The 23,279-nt window shown below is 73.6% G+C and carries 21 protein-coding genes; 8 read left to right on the top strand and 13 right to left on the bottom strand.

The genetic code is table 11. The features are described 5' to 3' along the window. Positions 1-44 precede the first annotated feature (44 nt). Together ACIBH3_RS17875 and pknB are read left to right on the top strand one after the other, a co-directional pair. Complete coding sequence (locus tag ACIBH3_RS17875; RefSeq protein WP_396313063.1) at positions 45-881, top strand: thiazole synthase; 837 nt, start codon at positions 45-47, stop codon at positions 879-881. Positions 882-1,020: 139 nt separating this feature from the next. Further along, complete coding sequence (gene pknB / locus ACIBH3_RS17880) at positions 1,021-2,787, top strand: Stk1 family PASTA domain-containing Ser/Thr kinase (protein ID WP_396313064.1); 1,767 nt, start codon at positions 1,021-1,023, stop codon at positions 2,785-2,787. Positions 2,788-2,845: 58 nt separating this feature from the next. Here pknB and ACIBH3_RS17885 read toward each other — a convergent pair whose 3' ends face one another. Next, a complete protein-coding gene (locus ACIBH3_RS17885) occupies positions 2,846-3,475 on the bottom strand; it encodes a sulfite oxidase-like oxidoreductase (protein WP_396312924.1) in 630 nt (209 codons plus the stop codon). Positions 3,476-3,679: 204 nt separating this feature from the next. Between ACIBH3_RS17885 and bfr the strand changes: the two genes are divergently transcribed. Beyond that, entirely contained in the window at positions 3,680-4,159 is a 480-nt protein-coding gene (gene bfr, locus ACIBH3_RS17890) for a bacterioferritin (RefSeq protein ID WP_396312925.1), read from the top strand. 77 nt (positions 4,160-4,236) lie between these two features. Here the strand turns inward: bfr and ACIBH3_RS17895 are convergent, their stop codons facing one another. Together ACIBH3_RS17895 and ACIBH3_RS17900 are read right to left on the bottom strand one after the other, a co-directional pair. Beyond that, positions 4,237-4,530, bottom strand: a complete 294-nt coding sequence (locus ACIBH3_RS17895) for a bacterioferritin-associated ferredoxin (protein ID WP_396312926.1) — start codon at positions 4,528-4,530, stop codon at positions 4,237-4,239. Positions 4,531-4,696: 166 nt separating this feature from the next. Continuing rightward, positions 4,697-6,034, bottom strand: a complete 1,338-nt coding sequence (locus ACIBH3_RS17900; protein ID WP_396312927.1) for a class II 3-deoxy-7-phosphoheptulonate synthase — start codon at positions 6,032-6,034, stop codon at positions 4,697-4,699. Positions 6,035-6,336: 302 nt separating this feature from the next. On the opposite strand from ACIBH3_RS17900, the gene ACIBH3_RS17905 reads away from it, so the two are divergent. Beyond that, complete coding sequence (locus tag ACIBH3_RS17905) at positions 6,337-8,277, top strand: anthranilate synthase family protein (protein WP_396312928.1); 1,941 nt, start codon at positions 6,337-6,339, stop codon at positions 8,275-8,277. Between the two features lie 44 nt (positions 8,278-8,321). Here ACIBH3_RS17905 and ACIBH3_RS17910 read toward each other — a convergent pair whose 3' ends face one another. From ACIBH3_RS17910 to ACIBH3_RS17920, 3 genes are all read right to left on the bottom strand, one after another. Beyond that, positions 8,322-8,993: a response regulator gene (locus tag ACIBH3_RS17910; protein ID WP_396312929.1), complete on the bottom strand. Its 672-nt coding sequence runs from the start codon at positions 8,991-8,993 to the stop codon at positions 8,322-8,324. Beyond that, positions 8,990-10,111: a MacS family sensor histidine kinase gene (gene macS, locus ACIBH3_RS17915; RefSeq protein ID WP_396313065.1), complete on the bottom strand. Its 1,122-nt coding sequence runs from the start codon at positions 10,109-10,111 to the stop codon at positions 8,990-8,992. Before macS ends, ACIBH3_RS17910 begins: the two co-directional genes overlap by 4 nt. Before the next feature lie 147 nt (positions 10,112-10,258). After that, positions 10,259-11,074 (bottom strand): lysophospholipid acyltransferase family protein, encoded by an 816-nt coding sequence (locus ACIBH3_RS17920; RefSeq protein ID WP_396313066.1) that lies wholly within the window; start codon positions 11,072-11,074, stop codon positions 10,259-10,261. A 177-nt stretch (positions 11,075-11,251) separates the two neighbouring features. On the opposite strand from ACIBH3_RS17920, the gene ACIBH3_RS17925 reads away from it, so the two are divergent. After that, positions 11,252-12,046: an alpha/beta hydrolase gene (locus ACIBH3_RS17925; protein ID WP_396312930.1), complete on the top strand. Its 795-nt coding sequence runs from the start codon at positions 11,252-11,254 to the stop codon at positions 12,044-12,046. 10 nt (positions 12,047-12,056) lie between these two features. Further along, a complete protein-coding gene (locus ACIBH3_RS17930; protein ID WP_396312931.1) occupies positions 12,057-12,746 on the top strand; it encodes a hypothetical protein in 690 nt (229 codons plus the stop codon). Positions 12,747-12,767: 21 nt separating this feature from the next. On the opposite strand, the gene ACIBH3_RS17935 is transcribed toward ACIBH3_RS17930, so the two are convergent. From ACIBH3_RS17935 to ACIBH3_RS17955, 5 genes are all read right to left on the bottom strand, one after another. Next, positions 12,768-13,529, bottom strand: coding sequence for an endonuclease/exonuclease/phosphatase family protein (locus tag ACIBH3_RS17935; protein WP_396313067.1), 762 nt, complete (start codon positions 13,527-13,529; stop codon positions 12,768-12,770). A gap of 214 nt (positions 13,530-13,743) precedes the next feature. After that, positions 13,744-14,688: an ROK family glucokinase gene (locus ACIBH3_RS17940; RefSeq protein WP_396312932.1), complete on the bottom strand. Its 945-nt coding sequence runs from the start codon at positions 14,686-14,688 to the stop codon at positions 13,744-13,746. Positions 14,689-14,880: 192 nt separating this feature from the next. After that, on the bottom strand, positions 14,881-15,246 hold the full coding sequence (locus ACIBH3_RS17945) for a DUF5304 family protein (protein WP_396312933.1): 366 nt from the start codon (positions 15,244-15,246) through the stop codon (positions 14,881-14,883). 67 nt (positions 15,247-15,313) lie between these two features. Then, the gene (locus ACIBH3_RS17950; RefSeq protein WP_396312934.1) at positions 15,314-16,492 is read right to left on the bottom strand and encodes an ArsA family ATPase; all 1,179 of its coding nucleotides are present in this window, start codon (positions 16,490-16,492) and stop codon (positions 15,314-15,316) included. A 49-nt stretch (positions 16,493-16,541) separates the two neighbouring features. Further along, on the bottom strand, positions 16,542-16,976 hold the full coding sequence (locus tag ACIBH3_RS17955) for an SRPBCC family protein (RefSeq protein WP_396312935.1): 435 nt from the start codon (positions 16,974-16,976) through the stop codon (positions 16,542-16,544). 288 nt (positions 16,977-17,264) lie between these two features. On the opposite strand from ACIBH3_RS17955, the gene ACIBH3_RS17960 reads away from it, so the two are divergent. Next, on the top strand, positions 17,265-19,058 hold the full coding sequence (locus tag ACIBH3_RS17960) for an AMP-dependent synthetase/ligase (protein ID WP_396312936.1): 1,794 nt from the start codon (positions 17,265-17,267) through the stop codon (positions 19,056-19,058). Positions 19,059-19,125: 67 nt separating this feature from the next. Here the strand turns inward: ACIBH3_RS17960 and ACIBH3_RS17965 are convergent, their stop codons facing one another. Beyond that, positions 19,126-20,262, bottom strand: coding sequence for a glycosyltransferase family 4 protein (locus ACIBH3_RS17965; RefSeq protein ID WP_396312937.1), 1,137 nt, complete (start codon positions 20,260-20,262; stop codon positions 19,126-19,128). Positions 20,263-20,498: 236 nt separating this feature from the next. Here ACIBH3_RS17965 and ACIBH3_RS17970 point away from each other — a divergent pair, with 236 nt between their 5' ends. Continuing rightward, positions 20,499-21,917: a glycosyltransferase 87 family protein gene (locus ACIBH3_RS17970; protein ID WP_396312938.1), complete on the top strand. Its 1,419-nt coding sequence runs from the start codon at positions 20,499-20,501 to the stop codon at positions 21,915-21,917. 81 nt (positions 21,918-21,998) lie between these two features. On the opposite strand, the gene ACIBH3_RS17975 is transcribed toward ACIBH3_RS17970, so the two are convergent. Continuing rightward, positions 21,999-23,225, bottom strand: a complete 1,227-nt coding sequence (locus ACIBH3_RS17975; RefSeq protein ID WP_396312939.1) for a hypothetical protein — start codon at positions 23,223-23,225, stop codon at positions 21,999-22,001. Positions 23,226-23,279: the final 54 nt, after the last annotated feature.

The following is a 23,279-nucleotide window of genomic DNA, read 5'->3' on the forward strand; positions in this document are numbered from 1 at the left end:
AGAGGCGCAGCAAGGGCCAGGACGACCCGACCGGGCCGGCGGACATGAACGACCGGGGCACCCGGACGGGCGGGGAGGTCCGGGACGACAAGGACCTCCTGACGATCGCCGGCACCGCCTTCTCCTCCCGGCTGATCATGGGGACGGGCGGCGCTCCGAGCCTGGACGTCCTGGAGCAGGCGCTGCGGGTCTCCGGTACCGAGCTGACCACGGTGGCGATGCGCCGGGTCAGCACCACCACCCAGGGCTCGGTGCTGGACGTACTGACCCGCAACGGCATCCGGATCCTGCCCAACACGGCGGGCTGCTTCACCGCCGGCGAGGCCGTGCTGACGGCCCGGCTGGCCCGCGAGGCGCTCGGCACCGACTGGGTGAAGCTGGAGGTGATCGCGGACGAGCGGACCCTGTTGCCCGACCCGATCGAGCTGCTGGACGCCGCCGAGACGCTGGTCGACGACGGTTTCACCGTACTGCCGTACACCAATGACGACCCGGTGCTGGCCAGGAAGCTGGAGGACGTGGGCTGCGCGGCGATCATGCCGCTGGGCTCGCCGATCGGTTCGGGCCTCGGCATCCGCAACCCGCACAACTTCCAGCTGATCGTGGAGAGCGCGGGCGTCCCGGTGATCCTGGACGCGGGCGCGGGCACCGCCTCGGACGTGGCGCTGGCCATGGAGCTCGGCTGCTCGGCCGTCATGCTGGCCTCCGCGGTGACCCGCGCGCAGGATCCGGTGCTGATGGCCGAGGCGATGCGGCACGCCGCCGAGGCCGGCCGCCTGGCCCACCGGGCCGGGCGGATCCCGCGCCGCTTCCACGCCGAGGCCTCCTCCGCGATGGCCGGCCGCGCGGAGCTGGACCACCGGGAGCACCCGGCGTTCTGAGCCCCGTCCCCCGCCGCTCCCGGGGAGCGGCGGGGGCGGCCGCGCGCCCGGGGCATGTCACAAGCAGGGCACAAGCGGCCCCGGGGGCGGTGTCCCCCGGGGCCGCGGGCACGCCCGCCCCTACACTCTCCTGGTGGACATGGCGCTGCACGACCCGCTGCTCGGTACCCTGCTGGACAACCGGTACCGGGTCGACCAGCGCATCGCGACCGGCGGGATGGCCACCGTCTACCGCGGCACGGACACCCGGCTCGACCGGGTGGTGGCGCTGAAGGTGATGCACCCCTCGCTCGCCGGTGACGAGGGCTTCACCGGCCGCTTCATCCGCGAGGCCAAGGCCGTCGCGCGGCTGGCCCACCCCAACGTGGTCAACGTCTTCGACCAGGGCGCCGACGGCGAAACGGTTTTCCTCGCGATGGAGTACGTCCCCGGCCGCACCCTGCGCGACGTGCTGCGTGACCGGGGTGCGCTGTCCATCCGGGCGGCCCTGGACATCCTGGAGCCGGTGCTCGCCGCGCTCGGCGCCGCCCACCGGGCCGGGCTGGTCCACCGCGACGTCAAGCCCGAGAACGTCCTGATCACCGACGACGGCCTGGTCAAGGTCGCCGACTTCGGCCTGGTCCGGGTGCTGAACGGCGCGGACGGCGCCGTCACCAGCACCACCTCGGCCGCCGGCACCGTGCTCGGCACCGTCTCCTACCTCGCACCCGAGCAGATCCGCCCCGACGAGCCCACCGACCAGCGGGTGGACGTCTACGCGGCGGGCATCCTGCTGTACGAGCTGCTCACCGGCGGCCGACCGCATACCGGCGAGAACCCCGTCCAGGTGATGTACCGCCACCTGCACGAGGACGTCCCCGCGCCGTCCCTGGCCGTCCCCGGCCTCGCCCCCGGACTCGACGCGATAGTGGCGGCCGCCACGGCCCGCGACCCGCAGGCCCGCCCGCGCGACGCGGTGGAGCTGCTGGCCACCCTCCAGCGGGTGCGCCGCGGCCTCACCCCGGCCCAGCTGGACGCCGAACCGCCCGCCCCCGCCCGGCCCGCCGAGGAGCGGCCGGCCGGCGAGGCGACCACCGTCCTGCGGGTCCCCGCCGTCCAGCACACCAGCGTGCTGGACGCGCCGCCCGAGCTGCTGGAGCAGCTGCTCACCGGCCCGCGCCCGTACGACGAGCAGCCGGCGCCACGCGGCGGCGAAAGCCGGGGCAAGGCCGACGGGCGCGCCGGCCGGGCCCGCCGGCCGGTGATCTGGGTGTCGGTGCTGGCGGCGCTGGCCGTCCTGGTCGGCGGCGCCACCTTCGTGCTCTCCTCCGCGCTGTACGCCAAGGTCCCCGGTGTGCTCGGGATGACCCAGTCGCAGGCGGTGTCCGTGCTGGACTCGGCCGGGCTGCGGGGCAGCTTCAGCGAGGTGTTCAGCGAGAGCGTCCCGGCCGGGCAGGTGATCAGCACCGATCCGGGCGTCGGGGAGCGGACCCGCAAGAGCGACGCGGTGAAGCTGGTCCTCTCCAAGGGCCCCCGGCGCATCGCCGTCCCCGAGCTCGCCGGGAGGACGGCGGAGCAGGCCCGGCAGGCACTCGCGGGGGCGCAGCTGGCGGTGGGGACGACCACCGAGGAGTTCAGCGACCTCGTCCCCGAGGGTGCGGTGATCAGCAGCTCGCCGGCGGCCGGCGGCCAGGTGGCGGAGAACACGCCGGTCGCACTGGTGGTCAGCAAGGGCATGGTGCCGGTGCCGGACGTGAGCGGGCTGAGCCGGGACGACGCGGCCAAGGCCCTGCAGGCGGCCGGCTTCAAGGTGCAGACCAGCGGCCTGAACCTGTTCGGCACCGGCAAGGTCAAGAGCCAGAGCCCGGCGGCGGGCGAGCGCAAGCCGCAGGGCACCGTCGTGGTCCTGACCTTCCCGCTGCTCTGAGCCCGCCGGCGGCCGGCCCCGGCGGCCGGGCGACGACCGGCCGGCGAGCCGGGGACGGCTAGCGCAGCGGCCCGTCGCCGGGCTCCTCCTGGTAGGAGTAGCGCTGCTCGCGCCAGGGGTCGGCGCGGTTGTGGTACCCGCGCTCCTCCCAGAAGCCCCGGCGGTCGGCCCGCATGTACTCCACGGCGCGCACCCACTTGGGGCCCTTCCAGGCGTACAGGTGGGGCACGACCAGCCTGACGGGGAAGCCGTGCTCCACGGTCAGCGGCTCGCCGTTGCGGTGGGTGGCGAAGACCGTCCGGGCGTCGGCGAAGTCCTCCAGCCGGAGGTTGGAGGAGTAGCCGTACTCGGCCCACACCATCACATGGGTGACGCCGGGGGCGGGGGGCACCTCCTTGAGCACGGTGGCGGCCGACACGCCGCTCCACTCGCTGCCGAGCATCGAGAACCGGGTGACGCAGTGCAGGTCGGCCTGCACGGACACCCGCGGCAGGGCGCGGAAGCCCTCGAAGTCCCAGCTGTGCTTCTCGGCCGACGCGGTCGCCCCGAAGACCTGGAAGTCCCAGGTCAGCGGCTTGAAGCGGGGCACCGGGCCGTAGTGCAGGACGGGCCAGCCGCGCTGGAGCCGCTGGCCGGGGGGAAGCCTCGGGTCAGACTGCGGAAGCTGTTCTTGTTCGGACTGACCCATGGCTCCATGGTGACAGACGGCGGCCATCGTCAAGCGCGCGCCCCTTGCCGGAGGTGTGCGCTCGCCCAGCCAGGGCAATTCGCTCTATATCGGATATTCCGACACATGTCCTAGTGAGTGTGAACTTACTGGAATTCGATCCGGTACCGGTGCCAGGATGCGACCAGCCGCGGTTCCCGGTAGTCCAGCAGGAAGGCCAGTGCCATGAAGGGTGACCCCGAGGTCATCGAGTTCCTCAACGAGCAGCTCACCGCCGAGTTGACCGCCATCAACCAGTACTTCCTGCACGCGAAGATGCAGGAGAACTTCGGCTGGACCAAGCTCGCCAAGTACACCCGGCACGAGTCCTTCGACGAGATGAAGCACGCCGAGACGCTCACCGACCGGATCCTCTTCCTGGACGGCCTGCCCAACTACCAGCGGCTGTTCCACGTCCGGATCGGCCAGACGGTCAAGGAGATGTTCGAGGCCGACCGGCAGGTCGAGGTCGAGGCCATCGACCGGCTGCGGCGCGGGATCGTGGTGATGCGGGCCAAGAACGACGTCACCTCGGCCAACATCTTCGAGGACATCCTGGCGGACGAGGAGCACCACATCGACTACCTCGACACCCAGCTGGAGCTGCTGGAGAAGCTCGGCGAGGCGCTCTACCTGGCCCAGCTGATCGAGCAGCCGGAGTCCTGACCGATACACGGGGCAGCACGGGTCGAGCGGTGGAGCGGTGGAGCGACCGGTACGGCCCGCGGGGTCGGCCGGCCGGGTCAGGCGGCGCGCAGTGCGGCCCGGACGGGCTGGGCGGTCGGGGCGTGCGGATCGGCCGACCGGGCGGGCTGCGGCGTCTCGGGGTCGTTCAGCCCGAGCTTGGCGGCGAGCCGCGCGGTCGGGCACGGCCGGGCGCCGTGCTCACCCAGCAGGGCCTGGATGCGGCGCACGCAGGAGCCGCAGTCGGTGCCGGCCTTGCAACCCTTGGCCACCTGGCGGGGGCTGTTCGCCCCGGCCTCTATCTCGCGCTTCACCTGGGCCTCGGTGACCGCATGGCACATGCACACGTACATCGCGGTTTCTCCCGGGGGTGCGCGGTCCGCAGCCGGACCAGTGGATCTTAACCAAGGCTTGCCTTAGCTCACTAAGCCTCACCTTACCCGGGGATCCGGGTACGAAAAAGCCCCTCCGGCTCGGGAGACCCGAGAACCGGAGGGGCTTTCGTCACATCCGCCGCTGTCAGTGACCGCTGCGGTACATCTCCGCCACCAGGAAGGCGAGGTCCAGCGACTGGCTGCGGTTGAGCCGCGGGTCGCAGGCCGTCTCGTAGCGCTGGTGCAGGTCGTCGACCAGCACCTCGTCGCCGCCGCCGACGCACTCGGTGACGTCGTCGCCGGTCAGCTCCACGTGGATGCCGCCCGGGTGGGTGCCCAGCGCGCGGTGCACCTCGAAGAAGCCCTTGACCTCGTCGAGCACGTCGTCGAAGCTGCGGGTCTTGTGGCCGCTGGAGGCCTCGAAGGTGTTGCCGTGCATCGGGTCGCAGATCCACACCGGCTGGGCGCCGGAGGCGGTGACCTTCTCCACCAGGGTGGGCAGGTGGTCGCGGATCTTGCCCGCACCCATCCGGGTGATGAAGGTGAGCCGGCCGGGCTCGCGCTCGGGGTCGAGCCGCTCGATCAGGGTGAGCGCCTCCTCGACCGTGGTGGTCGGGCCGAGCTTGACGCCGATCGGGTTGCGGATCCGGGAGGCGAACTCGATGTGCGCCCCGTCGAGCTGGCGGGTGCGCTCGCCGATCCAGACCATGTGGCCGGAGACGTCGTACAGGTCGCCGGTGCGCGAGTCCACGCGGGTCAGCGCCGTCTCGTAGTCGAGCACCAGCGCCTCGTGCGAGGAGTAGAACTCGACGGTCTTGAACTCCTCCGGGGCGACCCCGCAGGCCTGCATGAAGGCCAGCGCGTTGTCGATCTCCTTGGCCAGCTTCTCGTAGCGCTGCCCGGCGGGCGAGTTGCGCACGAAGTCCTGGTTCCAGGCGTGCACCTGGCGCAGGTCCGCGTAGCCACCGGTGGTGAAGGCACGCACCAGGTTGAGCGTCGCGGCGGAGGCGTTGTACATCCGCTTCAGGCGCTCGGGGTCCGGGATGCGCGACTCGGGGGTGAACTCGAAGCCGTTCACCGAGTCCCCCCGGTACACCGGAAGAGTGACGCCGTCCCGCGTCTCGGTCGACTTGGAGCGCGGCTTGGAGTACTGGCCCGCGATCCGGCCGACCTTCACCACCGGGACGGAGGCCGCGTACGTCAGTACGGCCGCCATCTGGAGCAGGGTCTTGAGCTTGTTACGGATGTGCTCGGCCGAAACGCCGTCGAAGGCCTCGGCGCAGTCACCGCCCTGCAGGAGGAACGCCTCGCCACGCGCGACGGCACCGAGCCGGGCGCGCAGCTGGTCGCACTCGCCGGCGAAGACGAGCGGCGGATACGAGGCGAGGTCCGCAAGAGACTTGCGCAGCGCCTCAGGATCCGGCCATTCAGGCTGCTGCGCCGCGGGCAGGGACTGCCAGGGGTGGAGATTTGTCACGGTCACGCAGCCAAGGCTACGGGGTGCGGCAACCGAATTGTGACCGCCGCCCGATGGGTGAGACAGGGTTCGGACATTCGCGTGATGCGCTTCACCACGATTTCGGATCGGCTACTCTCAAAGCCATGAACGCGCCCCACACCTGTTCCTGGTGGTGGACCATCCCGAGGGTGGTCCACTGATCGCGCGTCCCTGACGACACGACGGCCGCCCCTCGGGGCGGCCGTCGGCGTATCGAGAGCAGCCGGCCCTCCCGAAAGCGGACCACAGCACCGCGCCAGACATCCCTTTCGGAAGGAAGCCGCACCGTGACCGGCCTCACCGCCCTGCTCGCCCGACTGACCGCCCCCGGCGCCCCCGCGTTCGCCCTGCTCCACCGCCGCACGCCCCGGCTGGCCCCGGACACCGTCGAGATCCTGCTCGGCGAGGTCGGCTCGTACGAGCAGCTGGCCGACCTGCCCGTCCGGGCGGGCATCCCGGCCGACGGGCCCGGCCACGACCTGCTCGCGCTCGTGCCCTACCGGCAGATCACCGAGCGCGGCTTCGAGGCACACGACGACGCCACCCCGCTCCAGGCGATCTCCGTCCGCGAGAGCTACGCCTATCCGCTGGGCGAACTGCTGCCCGCCCTGCCCCAGCTGCCCGTCTCGCTCTCGGACGGCTCGTTCGACATCGACGACGACGAGTACGCCGAGATCGTCCGCCGGGTGATCCAGGACGAGATCGGGCGTGGCGAGGGCGCCAACTTCGTCATCCGCCGTGACTTCAGCGCCCGGCTCGACGGCTTCACGCCCGAGCTCGCGCTCTCGCTCCTGCGCCGGCTGCTGGAGCAGGAGCGCGGCGCGTACTGGACGTACCTGGTGCACACCGGGGAGCGCATCCTGGTCGGCGCCTCCCCCGAGGTGCATGTCCGCCAGAGCGGCGGGACGGTCGTGATGAACCCGATCTCGGGGACGTACCGCTACCCGGCCCAGGGCCCGGACATCGACTCGCTGCTCGGCTTCCTGCACGACCCCAAGGAGCTGGAGGAGCTCACCATGGTGGTCGACGAGGAACTCAAGATGATGTGCACCGTCGGCGACCTCGGCGGCCAGGTGCTCGGACCGCGCCTGAAGGAGATGGCGCACCTCGCGCACACCGAGTACGAGCTGCGCGGGCGCACCTCGCTGGACGTACGGGAGGTGCTGCGCGAGACGATGTTCGCGGCCACCGTGACCGGCAGCCCCGTCCAGAACGCCACCCGCGTCATCAAGCGCTACGAGGCCACCGGACGCGGCTACTACTCCGGCGCGCTGGCGCTGATCGGCCGCTCGGCCAGCGGCGGGCAGCTGCTGGACTCCCCGATCTGCATCCGCACCGCCGACATCGACCCGGCCACCGGCCGGCTGGTCGTCCGGGTCGGCGCCACCCTCGTCCGGCACTCCGACCCGCACTCCGAGGTCGCCGAGACGCACGCCAAGGCCGCCGGCGTGCTGACCGCGATCGGCGCCCTCCCCGCCCCCGCGCACCGGCTGCCCAGGCCCGGCGGGCCCCGGCTGGCCGACGACCACCGGGTGCAGGCCGCGCTGGACGCCCGGCGCGCCGGCCTGGCGCCGTTCTGGCTGCGGATGCAGCAGCCGGCCCAGGCCGCCCAGGCGCTGCCGGCCCTGATTGTGGACGGCGAGGACACCTTCACCTCGATGCTCGCCCACCTGCTGACCTCGCTCGGCCACCAGGTCAGCGTGCTGCGCTACGACATCCCCGGGCTGCGCGCGCTGGTCGCCGCGCACCAGGGGCCGCTGGTGCTCGGCCCCGGCCCGGGCGACCCGGCGCTCGCCGAGGACCCCAAGATGGCGCTGCTGCGGCCGATCGTCGCCGACGCGCTGGCCGCCGTACGGGCCGGCGCCCGGACGTCGCCGCTGCTCGCCGTCTGCCTCAGCCACCAGCTGCTCTGCGACGCGCTGGGCCTGCCGCTGGCCCGCAAGGCCGTCCCGTACCAGGGCGCGCAGGAGAGCATCGACCTGTTCGGCACCCGGCGCACCGTCGGCTTCTACAACACCTTCACCGCGCGCTGCGGCGCGGCGGACGCCGAGCGGCTGGCCGCCGAGGGCATCGAGGTCGCCCGGGACCCGGCCACCGGCGATGTGCACGCGTTGCGCGGGCCCGGCTTCGCCGGCCTGCAGTTCCACCCGGAGTCGGTGCTCACCCGCGAGGGTGTCGACATCGTCGCCGGGCTGCTGACCGGCACCGCCGCCGCCCTGCACCACTGAGGCCCACGACATCCCGCCGGGCGCCGCGTGCGCCCGGCGGGGTGTCAGACCTCGTCGTCCAGGCCCTGCTCGATCGCGTACCGCACCAGCTCGACCCGGTTGTGCAGCTGGAGCTTGCCCAGGGTGTTCTGGACGTGGTTCTGCACGGTGCGGTGCGAGAGCACCAGCCGGTCCGCGATCTGACGGTACGACAGGCCCTTGGCCACCAGCCGGAGCACCTCCGTCTCCCGGGCGGTCAGCTGCGGGCACGCGGGGGCGGAGGCCGAGGCCGGCTCGGTGGCCAGCCGGCGGAACTCGCCCAGCACCAGGCCGGCCAGCCCCGGGGTGAACACCGCGTCGCCGACGGCCGTCCGGCGCACCGCGTCCAGCAGTTCCTCCCGCCCGGCCGACTTGACCAGGTAGCCGGTGGCGCCGGACTTCACCGCCTCCAGGACGTCCTGGTGCTCACCGCTCGCGGACAGCACCAGCACCCGCACCGACGGGTCCTGGGCCACCACCTGGCGGCACACCTCGGCGCCGGGCAGGCCGGGCAGGTTGAGGTCGAGCACCACCACCTGCGGGGTGCAGGCACGGGCCCGGCGCACCGCCTCCTCGCCGTCCCCCGCGGTGGCGACCACGTCCAGGCCCGCCTCGGCGAGATCCCGCGACACCGCCTCCCGCCACATGGGGTGGTCGTCGACCACCATCACCCGCACCGGCTGCTGCTGCTCCGTCACTTGCCCTCCCTGGGGACCCGCAGTTCGACCTCGACGCCCTCACCGGGGACGGAGTACAGCTCGGCGGTGCCGCCGAGGTCGAGCAGCCGGCCGCGGATCGACTGGGAGACGCCCAGGCGCCCGGCCTGCTCCGCCTCGCCGAGCCGGCCGGGCGCGAAACCCGGGCCGTCGTCACGGATGCTGACCGTCACGGCCTCGGGCTCGTCCTCCACCAGGATCCAGGCCCGTGCCCCGGGCCCGGCGTGCCGGTGCACGTTGTCCACGGCCGCGCCCACCGCGGCGGCCAGTTCGACGGCCACCGGCGCGGGCAGCAGCACCGGCGTACCGGGCGCGGAGAGCGTCACCCGCGAGCCCGCGTACGGGGCGAGCAGGGCGCTCAGGTCCTGCGGCTCGCTCGAACCACCGCGCTGCTGCGGCAGCGGGCCACCCGCCATCAGCGCGCGCAGCGCCCGCTCCTGCTCCCCCGCGAGCCGGCCGAGTTCGCCCAGGTCGGCGCCCGTCTCGGTGCCCCGGCGCTGGACCAGCGCCAGCACCTGGAGCACTCCGTCGTGAATGTCCCGGGAGAGCCGCTCGCGCTCGCGGGTGGCCGCCTCGACCTGCAGGGCCCGGGTGAGGGCCGCCTCGCTCGCGCGGGCCAGCTCGATCACGTACCCGATGGCGCAGCCGACCACCATCAGCACCACGATGTTGTGCACGTTGTCGCCGGTGACGCCGCCGTGGCCGGCGAAGTTGGCGATCCCGATGACGGTGCCCGCGAACGCGGCGCCCAGCCAGCCGCCCCGGCCGGCGAAGCCGAGCACGGTGCCGGCCGCCCAGATGGTGGGCAGCGTCGGGGCGCCGAACTGGATCCGGGCGGGGGCGTCGATCATGCCGCTCATCACCACGCCGGTGACGGTCATCGCGAGGTCGGTGCCCAGCACGTACCAGGTGCAGCGCCCTGGGCCGGCGAAGGCGCGGATGGTCGCCAGGGTCCAGAGCGTCAGCGCGCCCATGTAGATCCAGCCGGCGACCGGGTGGAGGAAGTCCAGGTAGGAGTTGAAGTAGCGCAGCAGGGCGTAGCAGAGCGCCAGCACCCTGAAGTACGAGATCGCCCGCCACAGCGGGAGTTCGATGGACATACCGCCGGCGGCGATGGTGCCCCCGACGCTCCGGGCCCCGGCGCCCGCGCCGCGGCCCGCCACCGGGGCGGCGGCGGGCCGTAGGGAATCGGTGCTGCTGGCGTCCGTCATGTGCCCCTCCCCTGGCGGCGCGGGGTCGGACAAGGCCTAGGCCTGCCCCGCGTCCTTCTCGGTCTGCTCCGTCTCGGCCTTCTCGGCCTGCGCGGCCTTCTCCGCCTCGGCCTTCTCCGCCTTCAGCGCGGCCTGCTCGGCCTTCTGGGCCGCCTTGCGCTCGGCGTCGGCGCGCTTCTTCTCGTCGGAGATCTGCCGCTTGGCGGCGGTCGCGTAGATGTCCACGTACTCCTGGCCGGAGAGCCGCATGATCTCGTACATCACCTCGTCCGTCACCGAACGGAGGATGAAGCGGTCGTTCTCCATGCCGTGGTAGCGGGAGAAGTCGAGCGGGCGGCCGATCCTGATGCCCGGGCGGATCCCGAAGTTGGGGATCACCTGGCCGGGCGGCTGGACCTTCTCGGTGTCGATCATCGCGACCGGGATCACCGGCGCGCCGGTGGCCAGTGCGACCCGCGCCAGACCCCCGACCTTGCCGCGGTACAGCTTGCCGTCGGGCGAGCGGGTGCCCTCCGGGTAGACGCCGAAGAGCTCGCCGCGGTCGATCACCGCGATCGCGCTGCGGATCGCCGCCTCGCCGGCGCCGCGCACACCCGAGCGGTCCACCGGGAGCTGGCCGACGCCCTTGAAGAAGGCGGCGGTGAGCTTGCCCTTGAGGCCAGGCGTGTTGAAGTACTCGGCCTTGGCGATGAAGGTGACCCGCCGCTTCATCAGCGCCGGGAGGAAGAAGGAGTCCGAGAAGGAGAGGTGGTTGCTAGCGATGATCGCGGCGCCCTCCTCGGGGATGTTCTCCACCCCCTCCATCCACGGCCGGAAGAAGATCCGAAGCAGTGGCGCGACGATCATCTTCATCAGTCGGTAGAACAACCCGGGCCTCCTGTTTCGCGGACCGGTCGATCCTAATGCCCCGCGGGCTCCGGGCGCGCCCCGCCCCGCCCCGACGGGGTGTACGAGCGGAGCGGGGCGTGGGACGATGCGGCTCCAGCGCCGCGAAACCCCCCACGCCCCCCGAACGCGAAGGAGTCGGCCATGCCGCTGCTGCCAGGTGCCGAGCCCTACCGCCACCAGGGCGGCAAGGTCGGCGTGCTGCTCTGCCACGGCTTCACCGGCTCCCCGCAGTCGCTGCGCCCGTGGGCCGAGCAGCTGGCCGCCGCGGGCCTCACGGTCTCGCTGCCGCTGCTGCCCGGCCACGGCACCCGCTGGCAGGACATGCAGCTCACCCGGTGGGAGGACTGGTACGCCGAGGTGGAGCGGGAGTTGCTGGCGCTCAGCGCGAGCTGCGAGCAGGTCTTCGTCTGTGCACTGTCGATGGGCGGCGCGCTGGCGTTGCGGCTGGCCGCGCTGCACGGCCCCGAGATCTCCGGTCTGGTGCTGGTCAACCCGTCGGTGCGCTCGGACAACCCCGCGAGTGTGCTGCTCCCGGCGCTGCGTCACGTGGTGCCGAGCCTGCCCGGGGTGGCGAACGACATCGCGCTGGAGGGCTCGCTGGAGGTCGGGTACGACCGGACCCCGCTGCACGCCGCCTGGTCGCTGTCCCAGCTGTGGAAGGACGTCCAGGCCCGGCTGCCCGAGGTGCGTCAACCGGTGCTGCTCTTCCACAGCCCACAGGACCACGTCGTCTCGCCGGCCAACTCGGAACTGGTCCTCGCGCGGATATCCTCGGCGGATGTGACGGAGCGGCTGTGCGAGCGCAGCTACCACGTCGCGACACTGGACCACGACGCGGCTGAAATTTTCGGGGCGAGCCTGGAGTTCATCAGTCGACTGGCCCCCGCGTCCGCGGTGGGCGTCACCCGGGTCGATTCCGACGATCACCAAGGCTGAAGGGCCGGAAGTGCACGAGAGCAGCACGGCGGGCGGCGAGGACGAGCCGCCCCGCGAGGACGGCTTGAAGGACGGCGGGAAGGACGGCCTGCGCAAGGACGGCTTGCGCAAGGACGGCCTCAGGAGGGCCGCCGAGGAGCCCGCCGACGGCCGCCCAGAAGGCGAGGCCGCGGCCGGCCGCCGGCGCGCCACCCCCGAGCGCAGCCAGGCCGAGCAGGACGAGATCTTCGCCGCCCTGGTCGCCCAGTTCGACGACCCCGTCGACCTGAACAACCCCGACTGGCCGGAGATCGAGAACCTCCGGGCCAAGGGCGAGCCGAAGGGCGGCTTCAAGGACGACCCGGCCGGCGACCTCGCCGACCTGGCGCCCCAGCCGCGGCCCCGCTCCTCCCGGCCCGTGGTGCCGGCGCTCGGCCCGCGCGACTACGAGCCGGCCGAGGACGCGGACGAGGGCCACTTCGTACCGCCGGAGCCACCGCCGCTGCCCGAGGCGGACGTCACTGCGAAGTTCGCCTGGCTTGCGGTGCTCGGCGGCCCCGCGCTGCTGCTGCTCGACGCCGTGGTGTGGCGCGAGGTCGCCGGCTGGCCGGCCTGGGTGGGGGTGTCGGCCTTCCTCGGCGGCTTCATCACCCTGGTGGTGCGGATGAAGGACCACGACGAGGACGAGCCGCCGGACCCGACGGGCGGCGCCGTCGTGTGAGCCCCACCTGGCCCGCCCGGCTCAGCCGGGCGGGATCTCCAGGACGGCGAGCACCGGCAGATGGTCGGTGGCGGCCCGCAGGTCTGCCTCGGTGACGCCGGGCAGGCCCCACGGGACACCGCAGGCCAGCACCTTGACGCCGGGGGTCGCGAAGACGGCGTCGATCCGCTGGTGCGGGTCGCCCGGCCGGGAGGTGTAGGTGCCGCCCCAGGGAGCGGTGAGGTGCCCGTCCTGGAGCCGCCCGGCGAGCATCCGCCAACCGGGGCCGTCCGGGTGCTCGTTGAAGTCACCGGCGATCACACCGTGCTCGGCCACGTCCAACTGGCCCAGCAGCAGGCTGAACTGGGTGTACCGCTCGGCGGCGTCCAGGCTGAGGTGGCAGCTCGTCACCGAGAAGGGCGCCGAGCCGGCGATCCTGACCCGGGCGGTGGCGAAGCCGCGCGCGTGCAGGCCCCGGGTCTTGGGCAGCAGCCGGTCATGGACGGAGAGCACGTCCACGCCGAGCCCGCCGAGCAGCAGCGGGCCGGCGGCGATCCGCCCGCCACCGGAGAGGATGACGGTGCCGGTGGCGTGGGCCAGCCAGGCGGCCTGGCCGCCGGGGTACCAGTAGCGCGGCGACTCCTGGATGCAGACGAGGTCGGGCTCGCAGGCCTTGACGACCCTGGCCAGCGCCCGGCGGTCGTCGCGCAGCGAGCGGACGTTGTAGCTGAGCAGGCGTACCCGCCGGGCACCGTCCGGTCCGGGCCCGGAGGGCGGCAGTGGGAGCAGTTCGGCCACGGAGATCCCCCTTCGATCCGAAGGAGACGATAGCCGCCGCGGCTGCGTGCCCGCCGCCGCCTCGCCGGGATGCGCCCCGGCCGGGGCCGCCGCCCGACGGCAGGCGCGGACGGACGGGCGGCGGACGCGGACGGTCCGGGCGGCCGGTGCAATGACTCGGCGGCGGGGCGGGGGTGAGGGTCCCCGCCCCGCCGCCGGTGGTGGTGCCGGTCTGACGGGATCAGTGCGTACGGGCGAGGTCCGCCGCGCCGGCGATACCGGCGGCGGAGCCCATCGAGGCCAGCACGACCTCGGCCCGCGGGCGGTGGACGCCGCCCGTCAGGTACTTCTGGAAGGCCTTGCCGACCGGGTCGAGCAGCAGGCTGCCGGAGTCGGAGACGCCGCCGCCGAGTACGAAGACGCCCGGGTCGAAGAGCGCGGCGAGGTCGGCCATGCCGCGGCCCAGCCAGTCGGCGAGCTCCTCGTAGCACTCCAGCGCCAGCGGGTCGCCGGCCTCGGCGGCCTCGGTGATGTGGATGCCGCGGATGGTCTCGGCGACGCCGTCGTTGAGGTCCAGCATCCGCCGGCCGCGGATCGCGTCCGCGCCGGCCTTCTCCCGGCCGTAGCGGCGCAGCGCCCGGCCGGAGCCGTACTGCTCCCAGCAGCCGCGGCCGCCGCAGCCGCAGGGCAGCCCGTCCGGAACCATGTTGAGGTGCCCGATCTCGCCGGCCACCCCGAACCGGCCGCGGTGCAGGCGCCCGTCCAGCACGATGCCGCCGCCGATGCCGGTGCCCACGGTGATCAGCACCATGTCCTCGTACGCGGCCGCCGCGCCGAAGCGGAACTCGGCCCAGGCCGCGCAGTTGGCGTCGTTCTCGACGACCGTGGTGAGGCCGGTGAGCTCCTCGACCCGGACCTTGAGCGGTTCGTTCTCCCAGTCGATGTTGGGCGCGAAGATCACGGTGGAGCGGTCCCGGTTGACGAACCCGGGAGCGCCCACGCCCACGGCGGTGACCTCCGGGTGCTGCTCCTTGAGCTCGCGGACGGCCTGCGCGATGGCGTCGACCGCCCATTGCGGGTCGGCCGGGGTGGGGACCCGGGTCCGGGCCAGGATCTCGCCCGCCTCGTCGACCACGCCGGCCGCAATCTTGGTACCGCCGACATCGACGCCGATGGTCAGAGCCATGTGTCCCTCAGCTATTCACTCGTTCCCGCTGGACGGAAAGGTACCGCCCAGCGCTGCTCCCGTACACACCCTCGCCTACATTAACCGAAGACAACCTGGCGGGAACCAGGCTGGACGCCTTCAAAAGTCGTACATTTCAAATCGTTGCGTTACGCATGTTCGCGCCAGGGTGATCACTCCTGACCTGCTGATTCATTCCTTGACGGACGGCCCGTCAGCTCCGTCGGCTCCGTCAGCTCCGTCGAGGTCAATTCGCTCGCTCGGGGCGGTATCCCCCCCTGACCAGCGCCGCTCGTGGCCCGAGACGGCCGCTCGGTAGGCCGCCAGCAACTCGCCACCGGCGGCCGAGAGGTGTCCGTACACCTCGGGGTGGCTCTCGCGCAGGCGCTCGCTCAGGCCGGAGAGGGAGATCAGCGACTCGGCGCCGAACTCCTGGGCCTTCTCGCCGACGACGGTGGCGAACCGGCGGACCTCCTCCACCAGCGGGCCCAGTTCAGGGCCGAAGGGGTGGTCCCCGGTGGAGCGGTCCTGCGTGGTCCCCTCGTCAGCGGTGGTCATCCGGGCGTCTCCTCAGCTGTGGCCGCGGCTGCGGCCGCCTGGCTCCGACGCTACCGGACCGGCCGGCTCAGCCCCGGGGCCAGAGCGCCGGGTCCGGGGCGAAGCGCACGGCGAGCACCCCGTCCGCGAGCCCGGCGCCGGTGACGGTGCAGCGGCGCAGCGCGGAGGGCAGCACCAGGATCCGACGGTACGCGCCGATGCCGATGACCAGCTCGTCGCCGCGCCTGACCAGGTCCAGATCGGCCCGGTCGGCGCCGGGCAGCGGCAGGTGCCAGACCAGCAGGCCGTCCTCGGCCCGGCGGTCCTCCAGCCGGGGCGCGGCGGCCGGGGCGGGCGCCGGGCCCGGGCCCTCGCCGTACAGCTCGTGCGCGACGCCCTCCAGGGCGACCTCGGGGTGGCCGCTGACCAGCAGCGGTACGTCGAGTTCGGCGGCGAGGGCGGCCAGCAGGTCCTGCTGCCGGCCGGCCAGGGTGGCCAGCCACGGATCCGGTGACTGGGCGGCGGCGGGGGGCAGGGCCCGGTGGGCGACCACGGCGTCCGGGCGGTGCCCGTGCAGGGCCAGGCCCGCGCGGATGCGGCGCAGTTCCTCGACGGGGTACGCCTGCGCCTCGACCACCAGCCGCACGGACGTCCCCGGCGCGGTGATCGCCGCGCGGGCCCGGGCCAGTGCGGCGCAGGCGTGCCCGCGGGCCTCGTACAGCCAGTCGGCGGGCATCGGGACGCCGGCCACGGCCGCCAGCAGCGGGCGCAGGGCGCGGGCGGCCTGGCGCTGCTCGGGCAGCAGCCGCGCGAGGTAGCGCTCCAGCTGCTCGGGCAGGGCGAGAGTGTCGATCAGCGCGGCGGGCGGCGGCGCGGCGACCACCAGGACGTCGGCATCCGCGGTGTGCAGGGCGCGCAGCAGGGCGATCCGGCGGGTGCCGGGGAGGGCGGTGAGCTCCTCGGGGTCGAGCGGGTCGGCGCCGAGCAGGTCCAGGACGGGCTTCAGCCGGCCGCCGACCTCGCCGAGGGCGTGCCGGAACGCGGCCTGCTCGTCGATCCTGGCGACGGCGAGGCCGCTCTCGTACTCCTCGGGCCGCTCGCTCAGCCGGGTGCCGAGCAGGGTGTCCAGGGTGCGGTGCGGGTCGTCGGCGGCGAGCAGCAGGGTGCGCCGGCCCCGGCGGGCGGCGTGCAGGGCGGTGGCGGCGGCGACGGTGGCGGCGCCGCCGCCGTCCGTGCCGGTGACCAGGATGGTGCGCTCGGCCGTCATCGCGCTCTCTCCCCGCTCCGCCGCTCTGTCCGCTCTGCCGCTCAGCCGCTCAGCCCTCGACGCGCTTCTTCAGCCCGGCCAGCGCTCGGTCGATGATGACCTTCTCAGCCTTGCGCTTGATCATGCCGAGCATCGGGATCTTGACGTCGACGGCGAGCTGGTAGGTGACCTCGGTGGCGCCGGTGCCGACGCCTGCCAGGGTGTAGGAGCCGTCCAGGGTCCGCAACATCTGGCTCTTGACCAGGGTCCAGGCGACCTCGCGGTCGCCGTCCCAGGTGTAGGCGAGCACGTGCTCGTCGCGGATGGCGCCGGCGTCCAGCAGCAGGCGCACCTGGGCCGCGCGGCCGTCGGCGGCGCTCTCCAGCACCTCGACCTCCTTGACCTCACCGGTCCAGGCCGGGTAGGCGGCGAAGTCGGCGATCACGGCCATCACCTCGGCCGGGGTCGCGTCGATGGTGATGCTCGCCCTGGTGTGCTCCGCCATGGAAACGGCCCTCCGCGTCGTCCTGCGCCTGCTGGTCGGCTGTACGCCCAGGGCAGGCTATCGCGATCGGCGATCTGCTCGGCCCATGGCCCGTCAGGGGCGGGCCCGGGGCTACCGGCAAGTCACCCCGGCTCTGCCGTAGGGTGCCATTCGAACGACCCGGTAACGGCCGGGGCGGGTGGGGGAGAAGGTGTGACACTTCGAACACCCGAGCCACTCCCCTGGTCGAACCTGCCTACCGGGCAGTAACGTCCTGCCGTCCCGCAGCGTCGCGAACGAGGAGCAGTCTTGCTCGACTTCAGCCTTCCGGCCCTCTACCAGGTACCGAGCGGCGGTAACCTCTCCGACCTCGTGCACCAGAACGCCGAGCGTCACCCGGAGGTGGCCGTCCTCAGCCGCAAGGTGGACGGCCGCTGGAGCGACCTGACCGCCGCCCGGTTCCTGGCCGAAGTGCACGCGGCCGCCAAGGGCCTGATCGCGGCCGGCATCGAGCCGGGCGACCGGGTGGGCATCATGTCCCGCACCCGCTACGAGTGGACGTTGCTGGACTTCGCGATCTGGTCGGCCGGCGCGATCACCGTCCCGGTGTACGAGACCTCCTCCGCCGAGCAGGTCGAGTGGATCCTCGGGGACTCCGGCGCCGTCGCCGTGGTGACCGAGAGCGACTCGCACGCCGCCGTCGTCGAGAAGGTCCGCGAGCGGCTGCCGGAGCTGAAGCACACCTGGCAGATCGAGCGGGACGCGCTGGCGCAGCTGGCCGAGGCCGGTGCCGAGGTCACCGACGCCACCGTGACCGAGCGGCGTTCCATCCCCACCGAGGACTCGATCGCCACCATCGTCTACACCTCGGGCACCACCGGGCGCCCCAAGGGCTGTCAGCTCACCCACGGCAACTTCATGTCCGAGCTGGGCAACGTGACGGCCCGGCTGGAGCCGCTGTTCCGCACCGGCGAGGGTTCCGTCCTGCTCTTCCTGCCGCTGGCGCACGTCCTCGGCCGGATCGCGGAGATCGCCGCGGCGATCGCCCCGATCAAGCTCGGTCACGTCTCGGACATCAAGGACGTCACCGCCGAGCTCGCGTCCTTCCGCCCGACGCTGATCCTCGGCGTGCCGCGGGTGTTCGAGAAGGTCTACAACACCGCCCGCGCCAAGGCCCAGGCCGACGGCAAGGGCAAGATCTTCGACCGGGCCGCGGAGACCGCGATCGCCTACAGCCGCGCGCTGGACGCCGGCGGCGCTGGCCTGGGCCTGCGGCTCAAGCACGCCGTCTTCGACAAGCTGGTCTACAGCAAGCTGCGCGCCGCGCTCGGCGGCCGGGCCACCCACGCGATCTCCGGCGGCGCCCCGCTGGGCGAGCGCCTGGGCCACTTCTACCGGGGCATCGGCTTCACCGTCCTGGAGGGCTACGGCCTGACCGAGACCTGCGCGGCCACCGCCTTCAACCCGCACGACAAGCCGAAGATCGGTACGGTCGGCCAGCCGCTGCCCGGCTCCGAGGTGCGGATCGCCGAGGACGGCGAGGTGCTGCTCAAGGGCCCGCAGATCTTCAGCGGGTACTGGAACAACCCGGCCGCCACCGCCGACACCATGCGCGACGGCTGGTTCGCCACCGGCGACCTCGGCACCCTGGACGACGAGGGCTACCTCTCCATCACCGGCCGCAAGAAGGAGATCATCGTCACGGCCGGCGGCAAGAACGTCGCGCCCGCCGTGATCGAGGACCGCATCCGGGCGCACGCGCTGGTCGGCGAGGTCATGGTGGTCGGCGACGGCAAGCCGTTCATCGCCTGCCTGATCACCGTCGACGAGGACTTCTTCCCGCGCTGGAAGGAGTTCAACGGCAAGCCGGCCGACGCCGCCCTGGCCGACCTGCGCGAGGACGCGGACCTGCTGGCCGCCCTCCAGGCCGCCGTGGACGACGGCAACGCCGCCGTCTCGCACGCCGAGGCGGTCAAGAAGTTCCGGGTGCTGGACACGGTGTTCTCCGAGTCCAGCGGGCACCTCACCCCCTCGCTCAAGCTCAAGCGCAACCTGGTCCTGAAGGACTTCGCCGCCGACGTCGAGGCGCTCTACCAGCGCTGACCGCCCCGGTGAAGCGCACCAGGGCCCGCCCGGACGACCGGGCGGGCCCTGGTGCGTCGCGGCCCGGCTACCCCGCCAGCAGCGAGGTGAGTCGCCCCGCCAGCAGGTCCCAGCGCCAGGAGCGCTCCACCCAGCGCCGGCCCGCCTCGCCCATCCGCCGGCGCAGCGCCTCGTCGTTCAACAGCCGTACGATCCGCTCGGCCACCGCCTGCGGCGAGCTCCCCGGCACCACGTACCCCGTCTCCCCCTCCAGCACCGCGTCCGGCGCGCCCCCGGAGTCCCCCGCGACGACCGGCAGCCCGGTGGCCGAGGCCTCCAGGTAGACGATCCCCAGGCCCTCCACGTCCAGCCCGCCCCGGCGGGTGCGGCAGGGCATGGCGAAGACGTCCCCGGCGCCGTAGTGCGCGGGCAGCTCCGACCACGGCACCGCCCCGGTGAAGCGCACCGAGGAGCGCACGCCCCGGGCGTCCGCGAGCTTCTCCAGCTCCCCCTGGTACGGGCCGCCGCCGACGATCAGCAGCACCGTGTCCGGCACGTCCTGGAGGATCTGCGGCATCGCCTCGATCAGGGTGTCCTGGCCCTTGCGCGGCACCAGCCGCGAGACGCAGACCACCACCGGACGGTCCGCCAGGCCCAGGCGCGCCCGCAGCTCGGCGCCACCGGACGCGGGGTGGAAGGTCCGCTCGTCCACACCCGGCGGCAGCTGCACCATCCGGCCGGCCGCCTCCGGGCCGACGGCGGCGGCGATCCGCGAGCGGGTGTACTCCCCGAGGTACGTCAGCGTGTCGGTGCCCGCGCCGATCCGGCGCAGCAGCTGCCGGGCGCCGGGCAGCTGCGCCCAGGCCGCCTCGTGGCCGTGCGTCATGCCCAGCAGCCGCCCGGCGCCGGCCCGGCGCAGCGCGGGCGCCATCAGGCCGAGCGGGGCGGCGGCGCCGAACCAGACCGAGTCGCACTTCTCGGCCTTGAGGATCTCCGCGGCCCGCCGGGTCACCCGGGGTGTGGGAACCATCACCTTCGTGCGGTCCCGGATGACGGGGAAGGGCTGTTCGGCGTCGAACCGTGCCACCTCGGAGCCGTCCCGCCAGGACGAGGCGTACACCACGACGCTTCCGGCTGGCTGACGCACCGCCATGTTGTGGACGAAGGCCTGGATCCCTCCGGGACGCGGCGGGAAGTCATTGGTGACGATCAAGGTCTTGTGCATCAGGCCACGGCTCGCTCGGTCGGGGGGTGCTCGGTGTACCGCTCGGTGATCCGTACGATAGGTCAACACCACGGCCCACCGGGAACGGAACCCGGCAGGGCAACCGTTTCACCCCGGGGTCTGTCCTAGAGAGCGGCGGGCCCGAGGCCCGGCGGGTGCCCGGCGCCCCGGCCTGCGGCCGGACGGGCGCCGAGCGACGCATCCGGTGGGACGTCCGAGACGAACGAGGGAGCGCAGTGGAGTTGGCCCCGGCCACCGAGCCCGGCAGATCCAGCGGCGCCGAGGGCCCCGGCATCCCGGCCCAGGCCGGCGCGTCCGCCCCGGGCTCCCCCGCGGGCCCCTCGGCGGCCGGCGGGGCGCTGTGGGGCCTCGGTGCGGGCTGGCTGCTCAGCCGGGTGCTCCTGGTGCTCCTGGTGGTCGGCGTGATCCGCATGACCGGCGGGGACATCACCACCGACGTCTGGCTGATCTACCACGGCTGGTACGGCGTCCTGCAGACCGGCACCTTCCCGCTGGACGACGTGACCTGGCAGTACCCGCCGGGCGCGGCGCTGGTGATCATGCTTCCGGGGCTGCTGCCCTGGTCCTACCTGGTGTCGTTCTGGGTCGTCTGCGGCGTGATGGACGCCCTCGCGATGGGTCTGCTGATGCGGGCCGGCCTGCGCAAGGGCCGCAGCTTCACCGGGGCCTGGGTCTGGGTGGCCGGCGTGCCGCTGCTCGGGCCGATGATCTACAACCGGTACGACATCGTGGTCACCGCGATCGCCGTGGCGGGTCTGCTGGCGCTGCTGCGCCGCCCGGCGCTCGGCGGGGTCCTGCTGGGCCTGGGCGGCATCATCAAGATCTGGCCGCTGCTGGCCCTGCTCGGCACCCCGCCCGGGCGGCGCACCCGGCGCTCCTGGACGGCCGCCGCGGCGACCGTGAGCTCGGTGGGCTTCCTGCTGGCGGCCGGGATGAACGGCGCCTTCGAGTTCCTGACCTTCCAGAAGGACCGCGGGATCGAGGTCGAGTCGCTCGGCGCCCTGCCGCTGCACATCGCGCGGATCGCCGGTGGCTGGGACGGCCAGGTGATGATGCACTACGGCTCGGTCGAGATGCTCGGACCGTGGGTCGGCGTCGTCTCCAAGGTGATGGTGGCCGCCACCCTGGCGGGCTTCGGCTGGCTGCTGCTGTGGCGGCTGACGGCCAAGCGCCGCAACAACGCCACCACGTACGACGCGGCGCTCACCGCGCTGCTGATCTTCACCGTGACCAGCCGGGTGATCAGCCCGCAGTACCTGGTCTGGCTGGTCGGGGCGGCCGCCGTGTGCCTGACGGTGCGCGGCACCAGCCAGCGGCCGGTGGCCGTGCTGATCCTGATCGCCACCCCGCTGACCACGCTGGAGTTCCCGGTGCTGTTCAGCTCGGTGGTGGGCAGCGACCCCTGGGCTGTCACGGCCCTGGGGCTGCGCAACCTGCTGCTGCTCGCCGCGGCGCTGCTCTCCTGCGTGCGCCTGTGGCGCTCCACCCGCGGCCCGGCCCCGCTGCCCGCCACCGTGGTGCTCGCCCCGGCGGACGGCCCGGCCACCCCGGCCTACCCGGTGCGCCCGGGCATCGCCTACGAGCAGGACCTGCTGGACGGGATCGACCGGCCCATCGCCGGCGCCGACCGCTGAGCGACGCCCCCGGGGCGGCCCGTGCCCGGACTGGGAAGTCGGCCGGGTCGGCTTCCCACTCCACCGGTGACCGGGCGCCGGTCAGCCGCCGCCGAACAGCCGGCGGGCCTCGTCGATCCACAGCGTGGTGAACTCCCCCAGGCCCGTCCCGAGCTCGCTGCGCAGTACCTGGTCCAGCTGCCGCCCCCGGCCCGCCCCGGCGCCCGCCGCGCCGACGGCCCGATAGAGGGCAACCAGCTTCTGCCGGCCGTAGCGACGGGCGAGCAGGTCGCAGGCGAGCCAGGACAGCTCGTACGCCTGGGAGATCCCGGCGGCACCGGCCGTGAAGTCGGCGTCGGCGGGCAGGGCGGTGGGCAGCCGCCCGGCGGCGACGTCGGCGGCGAGCTCCGGGGCGATCTGGCGGGCGGTGCGGCCGGTGTCCAGGTAGCCCGTCCAGTCGGCGACGCCCTCCGAGAGCCAGAGCGGGGTCCATGCCCGGGTGTCGGCCCGGGTCGCGACATGGGTGGCCTCGTGGGTGAGGACCACCTGCCGGCCGAACGCGCTGAGCCTGCGGTAGGCGTCCGGGTTGATCATCACGCGGTCCGCGGGGGCCTGGTCGGGGGCGCCGGGGGCCGAGCTGGTGACGGCGGCCATGTCGGTGTAGTCGGCCGCCCGGACGTCCAGCAGCCGGGCGAACTGGTCCTCGGTGGCGGGTAGCTCCAGCAGCAGCCGGCCGGCCCAGCCGGTGCCCCAGACCGCGGTGACCGCCGGGACGACCGTCCCGGCGACCGCGGCCACCTCCGCGGGGCCGGTGGCGGCGCCGTCCAGCCCCAGCACCAGGCAGTGCGCACCGGCGGCGGCCCGGACGACGCCCAGGTCCCAGAGCGCCGCCGGGCCGCCGGCCGGCTCCTCGCGCTCCACCAGCCAGCGCCCGCCCACCCGGGCCAGGGCCAGGCGCCGCGAGTAGCGCGCCGGCTGCCCGTCGTAGCCCTCGATCCGCACGGCCAGTTCGGCGGTGACCTCCGGGCCGGCGCCCGGCAGCCCGGCCGGCACCGGGGCGAGGTACTCCAGCCCGGCCAGCGGGACGGCCGCCAGCCGCTCCCGCAGCTCCTGCTGGGCGCCCGCCGCGCCGGCGGTGGCGGTGGCGGCCAGCGCGGCCGCGTCCCGGCCCAGCAGGGCCTTCGCCCGGGCGTCCAGCAGCTCCGTCAGGCCCGGCCCCGGCCCGGTGGCGGACGCCCGGCGGGCCGCCGTCGGGGCGGCCGCCCCCGGCACCGAGAGCTGGGCCAGCCCGCCGGCGGCCAGCAGCAGCGCGGCGCGCCTGGACAGCACCGCGCGGCCCGCCGCGCCGTCGGGGCGGGGCAGGCCGCGTGGGGGCGGGTCGGC

Source organism: Kitasatospora sp. NPDC050543, from assembly GCF_044457565.1.
In the GTDB taxonomy this organism is placed as follows: Bacteria; Actinomycetota; Actinomycetes; order Streptomycetales; family Streptomycetaceae; genus Kitasatospora.

What these genes read in the sequence shown, in the direction of transcription:
- ACIBH3_RS17945 (WP_396312933.1), bottom strand. Translation starts at nt 15,246, where the DNA reads ATGACCACCGCTGACGAGGGGACCACGCAGGACCGCTCCACCGGGGAC.
- ACIBH3_RS17885 (WP_396312924.1), bottom strand. Translation starts at nt 3,475, where the DNA reads ATGGGTCAGTCCGAACAAGAACAGCTTCCGCAGTCTGACCCGAGGCTT.
- pknB (WP_396313064.1), top strand. Translation starts at nt 1,021, where the DNA reads ATGGCGCTGCACGACCCGCTGCTCGGTACCCTGCTGGACAACCGGTAC.
- bfr (WP_396312925.1), top strand. Translation starts at nt 3,680, where the DNA reads ATGAAGGGTGACCCCGAGGTCATCGAGTTCCTCAACGAGCAGCTCACC.
- ACIBH3_RS17920 (WP_396313066.1), bottom strand. Translation starts at nt 11,074, where the DNA reads ATGAAGATGATCGTCGCGCCACTGCTTCGGATCTTCTTCCGGCCGTGG.
- ACIBH3_RS17950 (WP_396312934.1), bottom strand. Translation starts at nt 16,492, where the DNA reads ATGACGGCCGAGCGCACCATCCTGGTCACCGGCACGGACGGCGGCGGC.
- ACIBH3_RS17895 (WP_396312926.1), bottom strand. Translation starts at nt 4,530, where the DNA reads ATGTACGTGTGCATGTGCCATGCGGTCACCGAGGCCCAGGTGAAGCGC.
- ACIBH3_RS17955 (WP_396312935.1), bottom strand. Translation starts at nt 16,976, where the DNA reads ATGGCGGAGCACACCAGGGCGAGCATCACCATCGACGCGACCCCGGCC.
- ACIBH3_RS17940 (WP_396312932.1), bottom strand. Translation starts at nt 14,688, where the DNA reads ATGGCTCTGACCATCGGCGTCGATGTCGGCGGTACCAAGATTGCGGCC.
- macS (WP_396313065.1), bottom strand. Translation starts at nt 10,111, where the DNA reads ATGTCCATCGAACTCCCGCTGTGGCGGGCGATCTCGTACTTCAGGGTG.
- ACIBH3_RS17925 (WP_396312930.1), top strand. Translation starts at nt 11,252, where the DNA reads ATGCCGCTGCTGCCAGGTGCCGAGCCCTACCGCCACCAGGGCGGCAAG.
- ACIBH3_RS17965 (WP_396312937.1), bottom strand. Translation starts at nt 20,262, where the DNA reads ATGCACAAGACCTTGATCGTCACCAATGACTTCCCGCCGCGTCCCGGA.
- ACIBH3_RS17875 (WP_396313063.1), top strand. Translation starts at nt 45, where the DNA reads ATGAACGACCGGGGCACCCGGACGGGCGGGGAGGTCCGGGACGACAAG.